Raw genomic sequence first — 15907 nt, 5'->3', positions numbered from 1 at the left:
TTTTTTTGCTCATTTTATCTAACCACTGCTTTTATTTAAAAAGGTTATTTGCATACACTTTCAATATAAAATAACATATGATTTTTCATATGTATGAAAAATCATATGTTAGCTGTATATTGTTATTTTATATATGCTCCAAATTAGCTTTAGGATAAATGCGGTGCCAGTTATGAATAATGATAGGGCGGTTCAATTTTTTAAAAATTTAGCTGATGATACTCGGCTAAAAATAATCTTACTGATACAAACGGAAAAGGAATTGTGTGTCTGTGAATTAACGGCCGCTTTGTCTTTATCCCAACCTAAAATATCACGTCATATTGCTCAACTTAAATTGCATCATATTCTCAGTGAACGAAAAGTAGGACGCTGGGTTTTTTATAGTCTCGTTGATGCTATGCCACTTTGGCAAAAAGAAGTCATCGAGTTATCAAGTCTTAACAATCAAGCATATTTAAGCGCATGTGTAACAAACCTTATTGATATGGGCAATCGTCCAAGCAGACAGCAAAAATGTTGCGAATAACCGAAATAAAGAGGAATAAATCATGACAATTAAAGTAGGTATTAATGGCTTTGGTCGCATAGGACGTTTAGTTTTGCGTGCGGCATGGCAATGGCCAGAAATAGAGTTTATTCAAATTAATGATCCCGCAGGTGACGCTAAAACATTAGCACACTTACTGAATTTTGATTCTATTCATGGTCGTTGGAAATTTGATGCACAAGTAGACAATAATCAAATGGTCGTTTGTGATGAAGACGGTGAACATCGCATTAATATTAGTCATAATTTAACCATAGCTGAAACCGATTGGTCACAATGTGATGTTGTTGTAGAAGCTTCTGGAGTGATGAAAACGACTAAGCTATTAAGCGCTTATTTAGCACAAGGTGTTAAACGGGTTATGGTCACAGCACCCGTAAAAGAAGAGGGCGCCTTAAATATTGTCATGGGTGTTAATCATCACCTTTATAACAAAGCACAGCATAAAATTGTCACTGCTGCTTCTTGTACCACTAATTGTTTAGCGCCAGTGGTTAAAGTTCTCCAAGACAGTGTTGGCATAAAACACGGCAGTATGACAACTATCCATGATATTACTAATACGCAAACTATCCTTGATGCGCCTCATAAAGATTTACGTCGAGCACGAGCTTGTGGCCAAAGTTTAATTCCAACGACTACCGGGTCTGCAACCGCTATTACCCATATTTTTCCTGAGCTGAAGGGAAAATTAAATGGTCATGCCGTGCGAGTTCCGTTAGCGAATGCCTCAATTACTGACTGTGTATTTGAGCTAAATCGAGCCGTAACTGTTGAAGAAATCAATCAATTGATGTCTACGGCGGCGCAAGGAGAGTTAAAAAATATACTTGGCTATGAAGAACGTCCTTTGGTCTCTGTTGATTATAAAACGGATCCACGTTCATGTATTGTTGATGCGTTATCAACCATGGTTGTTAACGATACCCAATTGAAAATGTATTTGTGGTATGACAACGAATGGGGTTATGCCAATCGAGCTGCAGAGTTAATGTTGTTAGTTGGGCGATCTGATATTAAGCACTAGTCTTTGAGAATGTCGACATAGACGGCGTTTTTAAACGAATAATATCTTGGCGTTACGCTAGTGTTAAATACTTTTGGTTATTTATTAGTATTCGCCAACATCAATCGAAAATACCATTATTGGTACCTTTATGTTAAACAAAATAACCGCACTGCCTAGTGCGGTAAAACAGTATCTATTAATTACCACTAACTATTGGTTTTTCACTTTAACCGATGGTGCTTTGCGTATGCTGGTATTATTACATTTTCATCATCTAGGTTATTCCCCGCTTGCCATTGCGATGTTATTTCTATTTTATGAAGTTTTTGGCGTGATTACCAACTTAGTGGGTGGATGGTTAGGAGCAAAAATTGGTTTGAATAAAACCATGAATATTGGTCTGTTCAGCCAAGTTTTTGCATTATTAATGCTGACAGTTCCTGAGCAATATTTAACCGTTATTTGGGTTATGTTGGCACAAGCGCTGTCGGGTATAGCGAAAGATCTTAATAAGATGAGCGCTAAAAGTAGTATTAAAACGCTGGTACCAACGACCAATAACAACCAAGATCACGCTGTTCTTTTTCGTTGGGTTGCTTATCTGACGGGATCAAAAAACGCCTTAAAGGGCATAGGTTTTTTCCTAGGTGCCTGGTTACTAAGTACCGTCGGATTTTCAGCAGCTATGCTAATAATGGCGAGTGTGTTGGCGATTGTTTTTGTGCTTAGTCTATTATTATTACAGGGTGATTTAGGTAAGGCAAAGCACAACGTTAAATTTAAAGAGATATTCTCAAATCACCCATCATTAAATTACTTGGCGGGCGCGCGCTTATTTTTATTTGCCGCTAGAGATATTTGGTTTGTTGTTGGATTACCGATATATTTGGTCAGTAATTTAGGTTGGCAACATACTAATGTTGGGATATTTATGGCGTTATGGATTATCGCATATGGTATTGTTCAAGGCTCAACACCTAAATTTTTTATTAAAAACAACCAACATAATATCAACGGTCATCTGTTATTTACTTGGGGTATGATTTTATCCAGTGTCACCTTGTTGTTAGCACTGTTGATGTTTTATGCGACCAAGCTCAACATCAGTACTGAAATCATCATTATCGCTGGTTTATTTATTTTTGGGGCTGTTTTTGCTATTAATTCGGCGCTGCATAGCTATGTGATCGTTGCCATGGCGAAAGAAGATGGCGTTTCTATGGACGTTGGCTTTTATTATATGGCTAATGCCCTGGGAAGGTTATTAGGTACCGTGATGTCAGGTGTTATTTATCAATTTACTAACTTAATTACCTGTTTAATTATTTCCGCTTTGTTTGCAGGGCTTTCAGCTTTATTGATCAAACGTATTACTGTGTCAAACGAGTAAGGCGAAAAATAGTGGCAATGTTAACGTTAACAGCCTGCTGTTAACGTTAACTATCGATATAACGATGAAGCTAGTAACGGACCGCTAAATCATTTGATTGGATGTTACCCAGTAATTGCCCATCAGTAGTCATTGCCTGTGCACTTTGCTGAGACACCTGCGTTATTTTTACTGTGTAAGGGCTAACGTTAAAACCGGCATAGGTTTTTCCTGCGTCAGTAATGATATTATTTAAATGTAATAGAGAAAACTCATCACCAACTTTTACGCCATGCTTTTTGCCTAAATTAATCGTTAACGAATTACCGGCTATTTGTACTATCTTGCCTCGAGTAGGTTGACACATCATATTTTCGTCGATATCAATGATCATATCGCCTAACACTTTTTCAATAGCCATTCCGTATTGGCTTTGCCAGAATACTTCGCTATGAACATCAACTTGCTGACGTTTGCCAAATTCCCATGGGGCAGAGCTACGGTACTGCTTAGTGAAGACAGATTCACCATTACTACCGTTGTAAATATATAGGCTGACACTAAACTGACGGTTAAAAACATCTTCTTGCCAAAACTGCCAACCATTGGTTGAGCCCTGTGCAAAGCTAATGTCATTAATTTCAGAATACATGACATACTGAGTATCGCTGATATTAGCTAACGACATGGTAAGACTTTTTATTGCTTCAACTTGCAAACTGTTATTTAATCTTGAGAACTGAGACTTTTCTTTTAACAACAATCTGGTGTCTAGATAAATACCTTGGTTGTTAATTTTATAAGCAAGCTTAGCCATCAATTTATTATCAAGCGCATAAACTTTACCGATACTTGCTTGCTCTCTATGCATTAAGTTACTACGGGTAATTAATAAAGACTTTCGATAATCAGAAGAGAAGCACTGTTTACTTTGTGGGAAGATGTCAGCACGAATGGTTACGGTGACCAAATTGCCCTCATAATTTTCATCAACCAGCTCAAAAGAATTAACAGTACCGCTGGCGCGAATATTAATTTCATTTTGTGTCAATAATCCGTTAACCGTTTTTTGCACACTCGATACTGAAGCACCGGCAACCAGTAAGGCTTTTTTTAATGCGTTCTCTATGGCTAATGTTTTTGCTCGTTCGGCATTGCCCTGCATTATTACTGACTTTCCCTGAGCTTCATACCACTGGGCATCAGCAGAAAGAGTGATAAAAAATAAAAGTAGAGCTGATATAAATAAACGCATATGAAGTCCGTCAGTAAAAAGGGTTTAATATCTCCTGTCGAATATGCAGTTTCTATGCCCACTTATTTTTATGCTCTGGTAACTTTATAGATTGGCGCGATTTGTGCTTTATTTATTTTAGAAACTATTTGATGTCGTTTATCGATATTACTGCAAAACTGATTATTCGCTTTCAGAGCGATTAAGGGGAGCTCAATGAAAAAGTGGCTTATTCCATTATTTATTCCAACGTTGATGTCGTGTTCATCAATGAATATGATGAGTGATGAAGATAATTTTTATAAATCAAAGCAAGAAGTGCGAGGTGAAATTGACAGTTTCAATCTCCCTAGGCATGCGATAGCAGATGTGGTTAAAGGGCTTACTTATCAGATGCTTGAAAGTAGCTCTTTTGTAAATCCTAAAACACCTATCGCGGTAGCTTCTTTTGTCGAATTAGAAAACCTTGAGTCAACTAATTGGCTGGGTAATCAAATATCAGAGAACTTTGTTCATGAATTACAGCGCCATGGTTTAGTTGTTATTGATTTTAAAACGACGGGACATATTCGTGTTACTGCTCAAGGCGATTATGTTTTTAGTCGCGACTGGAAAGAGCTACCAGAGCGGCAGATTATTGACTATGTTGTAACCGGTACCATGATGGAACAAGAAAATGGTGTGATGATTAATGCTCGGATGATTGGAATGCAATCACGTGTTGTTGTTGCCACGGCACAATCTTTTATTCCAAGCTGGGTAATAGGTGAACAGATTAATCAAGATGAAAGTGTTCGGATAAAAGATGGATTAATTATTCGAAACAGCGTTATGTTAGCAGATGACGAACGTTCAATTAAAATTGTTAATTAGTTTTTTACATTGATGTAGGACTAACTTTTGGTATTTATGATGAAAAAAATTATTCTTAATATATTAACCGCTGGTAGTTTGGCTTTGTTACTCGTCAGTTGTTCTAGTGTTTATGACAAACACGTACAATGGCAAAGTGTTAAACCTGAAACCTTCCCAGTGTTACATGCTATTGGTCAAGCGCCGATAAGTTTGCAAAACTCCCAACATGAAACTCAGCGCATGTTGATGGCGATTAATGCCTCAAAGCTTGCCGCTTATGCCGAACTTGCAGAACAAGTTTATGGGCAAAAAATAAATGGTGAAATGACCATGTCACAACTGATAATGGGTAAAAATGAAGTGTCGGCGTCAGTTCAAGGTGTTATCCGCGCAGCTAAAGTGATTAAAAGCTATCCTGTTGGCGACAGCTATACCACAGAGTTAAGTTTAGACTTTGAAGATGTTTATAATATTTATTTAGCTTCTTCACCAAAACGTGAAATTAAAGCGGTTACTTATTATTAAGTGTTAACAGCACACCCTTAAAAATTATACTGCAGACTTGCATAAAAATAAGCGCCGTTAAAACCGAAAGGAGCTGAACGGCGTGAATATTTAAATACACCCGGGCTATCAACAATGATATTACCTTGTTGATCTTCAATCGTGCCTCCTCGAGAGTTTCCTATACGATTTTTGTCAGGCATAACATCAAATAAATTATGACTACCCACAGTGACCGCAAGATTTTTTGTCATTTGATGGCTAACGCTAATATCAGTTAATAGCTCTTCGCCATAAGTTTGTTTACCACCATCGGTTATCGTATATTTACCATAGTGATTGAATAATATATTGATGGTCCAATGCTGGTTTTTATAGAGGGTGTTTAGACTTATTTTATTGCGTGGTTGCCACTCTTCAATGATAGAAATATCTTGTTGTGAAAAAATTTCTTCAACGCTAATGGTATGCAGAGTGCTGTGATCAGGTGTAAATAACTTGGTTACCTCAGTATTGGTAAAGTTTGCCGCCAAGGTGAAGTTAATATCTCCAGCAAAAGCTTGAGTCTGCCAAGTAGCAACAATATCTGTCCCTTGAGTTGTGGTATCAGCGCCATTTAAGAAAAACTGTCCTTTGGTAGCAGACTCCTCAGTAAAAGCTTGATCGAGTAGAGGTGATATTCCCATGCCCAATTTACTACTAATGACAATACGGTTATCAATATCAATCTGATAAAAATCAACACTTATATCTATATTATCAGTAGGGCTGTAGATAAAGCCAACACTGAGGTTATCAGATTCTTCTTCTTTTAAAGAAGGCACCCCGAGTCGAGTGGTCAAAGTACTGTCATTTCTGAAGGTTTCCACTTCTTCACTCAACAGAGAGCCACTTTCGTCAACAATAAACTGTGTACTGATATTATTGAAATACATTTGCTGCATAGAAGGTGCACGAAAACCTGTGCTATAGGCACCACGTAAAATAAGTTGTTGGTGTGCTTGCCAATGCACCGCAACTTTTGTGTTGGTACTGTTACCAAATATATCATAATCATCATAGCGAATGGCCGCACTGAGCTCGATAGAGTTATTGATTTGGGTCACAGACTCCGCAAAAATTGAAACAACATCTCGGCTCTCGTTAACCGCAAGTTCAGGTGCGACTCCTGGAAAACCTTGAATACCACCGGCGGCATCTTGGTCAAACAATGCTTGATTATTGTCAGTATCATAATCCTGAAAGCTGTAGGGGTTACCTGGTATTATTTTGTATATTTCTTGGCGAAATTCTGTGCCTAACGCGAGTGAATAATTTTCATAGTCTTGGCTGAAGAGTAAATTCACTGTCTCAAGTGACAAAGATAGCCCGTAAGCAAAAGCAGACTTTGGTAATTGAGCACGTAATTCATCTGCTGTTAAGTCACTGGTTTGTGATAGATAGTTAGCGTAAGAAGCATTAAGTGAATCTTTAGTCGTATAGTCTATTTGGTTCTTGCCATAGGTATATGAAATATCAATGGCGCTGTCATTATCGAAAGCCGCTTTATAGCCAAAATTGTATGACATATCTTTTATATCTGAATCTATTTTGGGTAAATAACCTTGAGGAATAACGGCTTGCCCATCGCTTAATAATGGGTTTTCATTACTATTCGCGCTGTGACGAAAAAAAGCGGCAGATTGATTTTCTCGATGTGAATAGGTTAAAAAGCCATAAAGTTGCCCGTGATTCAGTTCAAATGTACTGTTTGCGGCAAAAGAAAGTTGTTGATACGAAGGGTCGCCAATACGAAATGTTGCTCGGTTAGCTGTTAACTCTCTTGGATCATCGGTTTGCCAATGACCATTGTCCAATTGAGTGCACTGGCCAAATTGGCAGGCACCATGTAAACCTGAGCGGTTGGTACTTTGATGGTCGACTAAACTTAATGTGGCATTGATAAAACCATCATCACCCAACGGCAAACCTTGTGTATAAGATAGCTGATAATCTTGACCATCGCCTTGCTCATAAGCACCAGCTGATGTTAATAAGGTTGTTTGTTCACTACTATCGTTTAACACAATATTAATAACACCCGCTATAGCATCCGAACCATATTGTGCGGCTGCACCATCACGTAAAATTTCAATACGTTTAATCGCTCCTACTGGAATGGCATTCATATCTGTTCCGGCTGTACCTCGCCCAACAGAGCTATTAATATGAATTAAACTCGCTTGATGACGACGCTTGCCATTTAATAAAATCAGTGTCTGATCTGGCCCTAAACCACGCAACGTTGCTGGCTGTAATACGTCACTGCCATCACTTATTGCTGAACGAGAAAAATTAAAAGAAGGTACTAGTGCCTGCAATATTTGACCAAGGTTAGTCTGGCCACTATTACGCAGAGTGTCAGCAGATATAATATCAACAGGAACAGGTAACTCTTTTACGGTTCTGCCATTAATATGACTACCTACAATAACTATTTTTTCAATGGATTTGGCTTTTTCTGTGGTATTAATTTTTTGTTTAGACTTGCTCTGTGCGGTAACGTTATTTTTCTGCTTTATCGACCATTGGCCTTTATTATTTACTTCTGCATGAAGACCCGTATTTTTAAGGAGTTTCCTCAAAGCCAAAGAAACTGAGTAATAACCCTCTATGGCATTACTGTTAAAACGTCGGGTTAAATCATAAGAAAATATAATGGTCTGATCGGCTTGCTGGGCAAGTTTAATTAATGCTTGATCAACGGATTGAGCGGCGACAGAAAAGTGCGTTATATTAGGTGCAATAGCTTGTACTTTAGCTTGAGTAGTTAAACTAAAAGATAATGGAAGAATAATAAAGAATGAACAAAAAAAATGTATCACTTTTTTTATTAAAACGGCACTAAGTGGCTGCTTTTTTCTTTCTTTAAATAAATAGTTTAGCAAGGTGTCAACTAGTGCTTTAATTGTGTTCGTTGAATACAGAAAGCTCACCTTCTATTTATAATTTTCATTCACTGTATTTATCTATAGCCTACTTGAGGCGTTGACCATTAAATTATGGCGTCAGTGGCTTTGGTGATAACTACAGTATTGTGACTTGTCTTGGTATATATTAGGTCGAAATTATAGCTAATTGAATCTAATAAAGTACCAACATCGTCTGACTTAAAATAACCGGACACTTTCATTTGGGCAAGCGCTTTATCTTTGATGGTAAATTTAACATCGGTATAGCGACTAATTTCATCAAGTGCAGTGGCCAGTGATTCACCATCAAAAATAAGTATGCCTTTTTTCCAGGAAAGTTCATGAGATAATGTGAGTGATGAAATTTTATTTGTCGGTGATTGAATTTTGTTGATTATAGTCGATTTTTCACCTGCAACTATAATGCTATTCTTTTGCGGAAATTGAACCGTGCTGGCTATTTTTTCAGTTAATGCCGGTAATGTTTCATTCGAATCAGCGATTAATACTCGCCCTTCGGTAACAATTAACTCTAACTGATTATTATCGCTTTTTTGTACATTAAAAATGGTGCCTAAAGCGGTAAATGATTGTTGCCCAGAAGTGACACTAAAGGGGCGTGATTTATCTTTTGCGACTTCAAAAGAGGCTTCGCCTTTGATCAAATTTAATTGACGATGTCCTTCACTGAAGCTAATAGTGAGTAAACTATCAGTGTTTAACTCGACATTTGAACCATCGGGTAAGGTCACTTTTTTATGCTCGCCTATTTTTGTTGAAAATTGATCGTAAATAACTTCAGATGACGTTGATTGAAAAAACGAAAATATCGGTTTATTTAAAAAAAACTCACTGGTGATGATACCAAAGAAAATAACACTGGCAGCCATTGATAATTGCATGAATAATTTTTTAGAGTGAGGAGAGTGTTTTTTTTCTAAAGGAAATAAACCATTAAACTCGGCAAGTAACTTAGAAATTTTGGTCGAAGGTGAGTACTTATGAAGGGCTAAGTGATGATTGTTTTCTTGATTAACCCAAGCAACAAAAGCTTGTCGCTCTTGTTGCGATAATCCTTGTTCAATGCGAGATAGCCAATACTTGGCCTGCACTTCTATTTCATTATTATATTGTATTTTAGCCATAATAAATATTTTGTCTTCATTCAATTCACGCAAACATCGATATATTTATTCGACCATGCCGTGCATCCTAGCGTAATAGCAAACGGTTTTTATTATCAATTAAAACTTACTTTACCTGACAAATCAATATGATAATCAGGGCTTTCAAAACTAGAAAACCCTCCTATAATTCTACTCTACCTTTATTTCTTTTTGTTTGCACGTTTTGCTTGTTTTTTCGCCTTAGCTTTTTTCTGTGATTTACTAATTTTGATTTTAGGTTTTTTCAAGGCAACTTTAGACTCTTTATATTGTGGTTTTAAGCCTTCAATATTTCGACGTGATAAACGCTCGTCCATGTAACGTTCAATCTTGGCAATGACTGGCATATCGTGTGCTTCAACTAAAGAGATAGCTGTACCTTTATTACCCGCTCTGCCTGTACGACCAATACGGTGTAAATAAATATCTGCTTTGCGTGGCATATCAAAGTTAATAACATGAGTAATGTCATCAATATCTAAACCACGAGCAGCAACATCAGTAGCAACCAACACTTTTACCATGCCTGAGCGTAATCGGTTAATGGCATGATTACGTTTGTCTTGTGGCATTTTACCTTCAAGCCAAGCACAAGGGATTTCTTCAGCGTAGAGTTTTCCTGACAAATGCTGGACCGTTTCACGTTTATTGGCAAAAACAACCGTGCGTTCAAAGCCTTCTTGTTTTAACAAGTTGATTAATAATTTAAATTTATGTTCTTTGTCATCTGCTAAGTGAAGCCATTGGTGAATTTTGGCTTTTTCTTTTCGTGATGGGTGAGACTCTAAAAATACTGGCTCGTTAAGTACTTCTTTTGAAAAACGTAAAACACCTGCACCTTCGAGGGTTGCTGAAAAAAGCATGGTTTGTTTACGCCAGCGAGCTTCACCAACAATACGGTTAATCGCATCAGAGAAACCCATATCAAGCATACGGTCAGCTTCATCAAGTACAAGAATTTCAATGTCGCGGGCTTCAAATTGTTCTGATTCAAGATATTCAAGTAGACGACCTGGCGTAGCAACTAGAATATCGGTGTTCTTAGTTAAGACATCTTTATGGCTGTCATAACTAACACCGCCAGTGATCAGGCCAGTTTTAATATCAGTTAATTCAGTTAATTGTGTACATTGCTCACTGGTTTGAATAGCAAGCTCGCGCGTTGGCGATAAAATAAGTACCCGAGGAAAACCTGGGCTTTTACGCGGATAATCTAGCAAATGTTGAGCGATAGGTAATATAAAAGCAGCTGTTTTACCTGTGCCCGTTGGCGCTGAAGCTAAAACATCTTTACCTGTCATGGCGACAGGTAAAACCAACTCTTGAATAGATGTTGGTTTTTTATAACCAGCATTTGTAATGCCGCCTAGTAGGGCTGAATCTAGGTCAAATTGCTCAAACATAAAGTATAATTTCGGTCAGGATAATATTGCCATGAATTATAAAGCGAAACAGGCTATTTAGCTAAAGCTAAAGCTATTTATTTTTAGTTTTTATTCACTTTCAATAATCTCAGCTATTTCTCTTTGAATTTGTTGGCACCACAGCGCAATACGTTCATCACTTTGTTCGTATTGATTGTCTTCATCTAATGCCAAACCGACAAATTGACTATTATCTTCGGTGAGCGCTTTAGAGGCTTCAAACTCATAACCTAGGTTGGGCCAAAAACCAATCACAAAACCATCTTGTGCGATGACTTGTTCATGCAACATGCCCAGCGCATCTTGAAACCACTCGGTATAACCAATTTGGTCACCCATGCCATAAAGCGCGATAATTTTTCCTGATAAATCTAAAGTCGCGATATCATCCCAATGGCCTTCCCAATCTTCTTGAATTTGACCATAATCCCAAGTAGAAATACCCATAATAACCAGGTCGAAATCGTCAACCTTACTTAGCGGTGTCTCTTTGATATTAAATAATTCAACGTCGAACTCTGTCTTGAACTTTGCTTTATCAGCAAAATATTGTTGAATTTTCTCCGCCGCCATTTCAGTATAACAAGTGGTAGAACCGTAAAATAAACCAATTTTCATGAGGTAGCCTTTAGCATCTTTTTTGAGCTTAGAAGTAAGATATTGACCGATTAACATTAGGGTCACTATTTTTGCGAGAGTTTAACAGATAGTTTATATCAAGGCAGTAAAATATATATATCGTTATAAAGTGACTGTTTACACTTATTAATCGAGTGATATGACTAGGTTTATTGCATTTTATTTCAATTCCCTGTAATTTTAGCGACCAAGAAACGGTCATGTTATATAGCTCAATTAATCTTGTGTAATCACTGAGATTACCGATTGTTAGTTCTACTTTTAGGAAGTCATTAATGTTTAAGAAAATTTCCCTTGCCCTTACGGCGGTTTGTATTGGTGTTGCTGGTTTAGTGTTTGCTGTAGAGCAGCCGACTGTTGTTGCAAATAGCGTCTCAGCCACCACGTCTACCATCAATAATTCTACCGAATTCGATGCGGTTCAATTAAAAGCAAAGCTTAGTTTAATGTTAGGCTTAGAAATTGATGCCGTTAAACCATCAGCTATGCCTGGTTTAGTTGAACTTATCACTAACCAAGGTTTGTTCTATGCGAGTGCCGATGGTAAATTTTTCATTCAAGGTAAACTCTATGGTTTAGGCGGCAAGGTTGTCAATTATTCAGAAGCAAGTTTAGCGCAAGTTCGACTTGACGGTATGGACAAATTTGCTGATGCGATGATTGTCTATCCAGCAAAAAATGAAAAGCATGTTGTTACCGTATTCACCGACATCACTTGTGGCTACTGCCGCAAGATGCATGAACAAATGGATGAATATAATGATAAAGGTATCACAGTACGTTATTTAGCTTACCCTCGTTCAGGTGTGAAAGACCGTTCTGGTCAATATTCTCAAGGCTTTAAAGATTTACGTTCTATTTGGTGTCACGAAAATCCAGCAGATGCGTTAACAAAAGCTAAAATGGGTTCAAGTGTTGCTCAACGTATATGTGATAAGCCCATTGAAGGTGAGTTTGATTTTGGTCGTCAAGTTGGGGTTAGTGGCACACCGGCTGTTATTTTAGAAAACGGTATGATGTTACCTGGCTATCAAGAACCCGATGCGCTTGTTGCTATAATTGAACAGATGAAAATGGCAGGATAAATTATAATCGTTTGTTAATGATCTAACCTAAATGGCAGGCCCAATAGCCTGCCATTTTGCTCTCTTAACCTCATTGAATTAATCATCAGAAACTCTCCTTATGCAAAAGCAAATAGTACGCCGTGTCAAAGTCGAAGATAACCATCTTCCCAATCATCTTCATCCACTTATTAAGCAAATATATGCCAGCCGCGGTATTGATAAGGCAATTGAACTCGAACTTAATGTCAGCCAACTCTGTGCCATTGAAAGTTTAAAAGGTATTAATCAAGGCTGTGAGGTTTTATATGAAGGCTTAGTCGCGAATAAAAACATTGCCATTATTGGGGATTTTGATGCCGATGGTGCGACCAGCACCGCATTAATGATGGAAGCTTTACGTTTGTTTGGCTGTGATAATTATCAATTCCTAGTACCTAACCGATTTATATATGGTTATGGTTTAACACCAGAAATTGTCGAAATAGCTGCTAAGCAAGGCGCAGAGCTATTAATAACCGTTGATAATGGTATTAGTTGTGTTGCCGGCGTCGCTAAAGCCAAGTCATTAGGATTAGGTGTTATTGTTACTGACCATCACTTACCGGGCATGACACTACCTGATGCCGACGCTATTATTAATCCCAACCAAGTTGGCTGTGACTTCGCCAGTAAAGCGCTGGCGGGTGTTGGTGTTGCTTTTTATTTTATGATGGCAATGCGTAAATATTTACGTGAGAAAAACTGGTTCGTTGACAAAAATATAGCAGAGCCTAATATTGCTCAACTCCTTGACTTAGTTGCCTTAGGGACAGTAGCCGATGTTGTTTCTCTTGATAACAATAATCGAATTTTGGTTGAACAAGGCTTAAAAAGAATTCGTGCTGGGGTTACGCGCCCAGGCATTCAAGCGTTGCTCGAAATAGCCGGTAAAGATCAGAAAAAGATAGTTGCCAGTGATTTTGGTTTTGCTTTGGGTCCAAGAATAAATGCCGCAGGGCGTTTAGACGATATGTCGTACGGTATTAATTGTTTACTTGCTAAAGACCTTGCTTCTGCTCGGGTCATGGCTGCTGATCTTGATGATTTGAATAAGTCGCGCCGGGAAATCGAGCAGGGGATGCAGCAAGAAGCAGAACAAGTATTAAAAAGCTTAAATTTTTCAGATGATAACTTACCGCATGCGATTTCTTTGTTTCAAAAAGATTGGCATCAAGGGGTTATCGGTATTGTTGCTGGTCGTTTAAAAGAAAAGTATCACCGGCCCAGTATTGTTTTTGCTGGCACGAGTAATGATCTTTCTCTTGAGAAAACAGAAAAAACCAGCGAAATTAAAGGTTCAGCACGCTCTATTCCTGGTCTACATATTAGAGATTTACTGGAACATATTGACACGCAGCATCCAAATATTATTATTAAATTTGGTGGTCATGCCATGGCGGCAGGCTTATCAATAGCAGAGGAAAACTTTGAAGAATTTCAGCGCTTATTAAACCAATATGCCGAGCTTTGGTTAAGCAGTGACGATCTCAAAGGTACGCTTGCCTCCGATGGTGAACTACCCACCAATGAAATGACTTTATCTTTTGCTCAGCTATTACGTGATTCTGGCCCTTGGGGACAAAACTTTATCGAACCTTTATTTGACGATAAATTTAAGCTGGTTCAGCAACGTATTGTCGGCCAGAAACATCTGAAACTGGTTGTTGAAAAAGCGGGGCAAGTTTTTGATGCTATCGCTTTTAATGTTGACTTAAGCCGTTGGCCTGACCATCAAACTCAACAAGTCCATCTTGCTTATCGTCTCGATATTAATGAATTTCGTGGTAAGCAAAGTGTGCAATTTATTGTGGAATACCTTGAATAAAAGCCTGGCAATCCGTTGCTTTATTTTCAGCCAGTTTAGTCAGTTAAATCGTTTATTTAGCGATGAAATTACGCTATAATGCGCGATTATTTTATTTTATTCTTTCGGGCGTGAATCTTGACGCCAAATTTGCGATGTAAAATTATAAACTATGATTGAAGCTAACCCGGTATTAAACAAGATTAAAGACATCCGCGAGCGTACAGATATGCTTCGGGGGTATCTTTGACTACGACCAAAGATCAGAACGTTTGGTTGAAGTGGTACGTGAATTAGAGTCACCTGAAGTTTGGAATGATCCTGAACGAGCACAAGCACTCGGTAAAGAGCGCTCTTCTCTTGAAGCCATTGTTGAAACCATTGATGAAATGGATCGAGGCTGTGAAGACGTTGAAGGTTTAGTTGAGCTTGCTCTAGAAGAAGAAGATGAAGAAACCTTTAACGATGCGAGCGATGAAATTCAAGCGTTGGAAAAAAGTTTAGAAAAATTAGAATTTCGCCGGATGTTTTCTGGTGAACATGATGAAAATAGCTGTTATTTAGATATTCAATCGGGTTCTGGTGGCACTGAAGCACAAGACTGGGCTGAAATGTTAATGCGTATGTATTTGCGTTGGGGTGAAGCACACGGTTATAAAACAGAAGCGATTGAAGTGACTGACGGTGATGTTGCCGGTATTAAAGGCTGTACGATTAAGTATACCGGTGAATATGCTTATGGCTGGTTACGTACAGAAACAGGTGTTCATCGCTTAGTAAGAAAATCACCATTTGATTCCAGTGGTCGTCGTCATACCTCATTTGCTTCGGCATTTATTTATCCTGAGATTGACGATAATATTGAAATCGATATTAACCCTGCTGATTTACGTATTGATACCTTTCGTGCCTCGGGCGCGGGTGGTCAACATGTTAATAAAACTGATTCAGCTATTCGTATTACCCATGTTCCAACGGGCGCTGTTGTCGCTTGTCAAGCTGACCGCTCTCAACATAAGAACCGTGCAACGGCGATGAAGTTGTTAAAAGCTAAGCTCTTTGAAATGGAAATGCAAAAGAAAAATGAAGGTAAGCAAGAATTAGAAGATGGTAAATCTGACATTGGCTGGGGTAGTCAAATACGCTCATACGTTTTAGACGACAGCCGAATTAAAGATTTACGCACCGGTGTTGAAAATCGAAATACCCAAGCAGTTTTAGATGGCGATTTAGACAAATTTTTAGAAGCCAGCCTGAAATCTGGTTTATAAAGTAGAAGATCCTTGCGTGGCAAGG

Annotated in this window: 13 protein-coding genes; 8 read left to right on the top strand and 5 right to left on the bottom strand. The window is 38.1% G+C overall.

Going from position 1 to position 15907, the window contains the following annotated elements; genetic code table 11:
• The first annotated feature begins 172 nt into the window (after positions 1-172).
• The 3 genes from H4J66_RS14935 (at position 173) to arsJ (ending at position 2949) form a co-directional block, all read left to right on the top strand.
• Complete coding sequence (locus H4J66_RS14935) at positions 173-529, top strand: metalloregulator ArsR/SmtB family transcription factor (protein ID WP_182175800.1); 357 nt, start codon at positions 173-175, stop codon at positions 527-529.
• Positions 530-551: 22 nt separating this feature from the next.
• Positions 552-1577 carry an ArsJ-associated glyceraldehyde-3-phosphate dehydrogenase gene (locus H4J66_RS14930; protein WP_182175799.1) on the top strand — a complete coding sequence of 342 codons (1026 nt, stop codon included), beginning with the start codon at positions 552-554 and terminating at the stop codon, positions 1575-1577.
• A gap of 130 nt (positions 1578-1707) precedes the next feature.
• The gene (gene arsJ / locus H4J66_RS14925) at positions 1708-2949 is read left to right on the top strand and encodes an organoarsenical effux MFS transporter ArsJ (protein ID WP_182175798.1); all 1242 of its coding nucleotides are present in this window, start codon (positions 1708-1710) and stop codon (positions 2947-2949) included.
• 70 nt (positions 2950-3019) lie between these two features.
• Here arsJ and H4J66_RS14920 read toward each other — a convergent pair whose 3' ends face one another.
• Positions 3020-4183 (bottom strand): flagella assembly protein FlgT, encoded by a 1164-nt coding sequence (locus H4J66_RS14920; protein ID WP_182175797.1) that lies wholly within the window; start codon positions 4181-4183, stop codon positions 3020-3022.
• A gap of 195 nt (positions 4184-4378) precedes the next feature.
• On the opposite strand from H4J66_RS14920, the gene H4J66_RS14915 reads away from it, so the two are divergent.
• Positions 4379-5035 (top strand): FlgO family outer membrane protein, encoded by a 657-nt coding sequence (locus H4J66_RS14915; RefSeq protein ID WP_182175796.1) that lies wholly within the window; start codon positions 4379-4381, stop codon positions 5033-5035.
• A gap of 36 nt (positions 5036-5071) precedes the next feature.
• A complete protein-coding gene (locus H4J66_RS14910; RefSeq protein ID WP_310650669.1) occupies positions 5072-5542 on the top strand; it encodes an LPP20 family lipoprotein in 471 nt (156 codons plus the stop codon).
• 17 nt (positions 5543-5559) lie between these two features.
• Here H4J66_RS14910 and H4J66_RS14905 read toward each other — a convergent pair whose 3' ends face one another.
• The 4 genes from H4J66_RS14905 to fldB all read right to left on the bottom strand — a co-directional run bounded on the left by H4J66_RS14905 (position 5560) and on the right by fldB (position 11680).
• Positions 5560-8448 carry a TonB-dependent receptor gene (locus tag H4J66_RS14905; RefSeq protein WP_259369139.1) on the bottom strand — a complete coding sequence of 963 codons (2889 nt, stop codon included), beginning with the start codon at positions 8446-8448 and terminating at the stop codon, positions 5560-5562.
• 107 nt (positions 8449-8555) lie between these two features.
• Positions 8556-9617: a FecR family protein gene (locus tag H4J66_RS14900; protein WP_182175795.1), complete on the bottom strand. Its 1062-nt coding sequence runs from the start codon at positions 9615-9617 to the stop codon at positions 8556-8558.
• Between the two features lie 182 nt (positions 9618-9799).
• A complete protein-coding gene (srmB, locus tag H4J66_RS14895; RefSeq protein WP_070376001.1) occupies positions 9800-11041 on the bottom strand; it encodes an ATP-dependent RNA helicase SrmB in 1242 nt (413 codons plus the stop codon).
• A gap of 90 nt (positions 11042-11131) precedes the next feature.
• A complete protein-coding gene (gene fldB, locus H4J66_RS14890; protein ID WP_182175794.1) occupies positions 11132-11680 on the bottom strand; it encodes a flavodoxin FldB in 549 nt (182 codons plus the stop codon).
• 296 nt (positions 11681-11976) lie between these two features.
• Between fldB and dsbC the strand changes: the two genes are divergently transcribed.
• From dsbC to prfB, 3 genes are all read left to right on the top strand, one after another.
• The gene (gene dsbC / locus H4J66_RS14885) at positions 11977-12786 is read left to right on the top strand and encodes a bifunctional protein-disulfide isomerase/oxidoreductase DsbC (protein WP_182175793.1); all 810 of its coding nucleotides are present in this window, start codon (positions 11977-11979) and stop codon (positions 12784-12786) included.
• A 100-nt stretch (positions 12787-12886) separates the two neighbouring features.
• Positions 12887-14632: a single-stranded-DNA-specific exonuclease RecJ gene (recJ, locus tag H4J66_RS14880; RefSeq protein ID WP_182175792.1), complete on the top strand. Its 1746-nt coding sequence runs from the start codon at positions 12887-12889 to the stop codon at positions 14630-14632.
• A 151-nt stretch (positions 14633-14783) separates the two neighbouring features.
• A protein-coding gene (gene prfB, locus H4J66_RS14875; RefSeq protein WP_182175791.1) for a peptide chain release factor 2 occupies positions 14784-15882 on the top strand; the annotation gives its coding sequence in 2 pieces (ribosomal slippage) (positions 14784-14858 and positions 14860-15882; 1098 coding nt in all).
• The last annotated feature ends 25 nt before the right edge of the window (positions 15883-15907 follow it).

This window comes from Colwellia sp. MB3u-55 (assembly GCF_014076785.1).
Classification (GTDB): Bacteria; Pseudomonadota; Gammaproteobacteria; order Enterobacterales; family Alteromonadaceae; genus Colwellia_A.
Note: the sequence above shows the minus strand (reverse complement) of the source record. Positions and strands in the feature narration are given on the sequence as shown.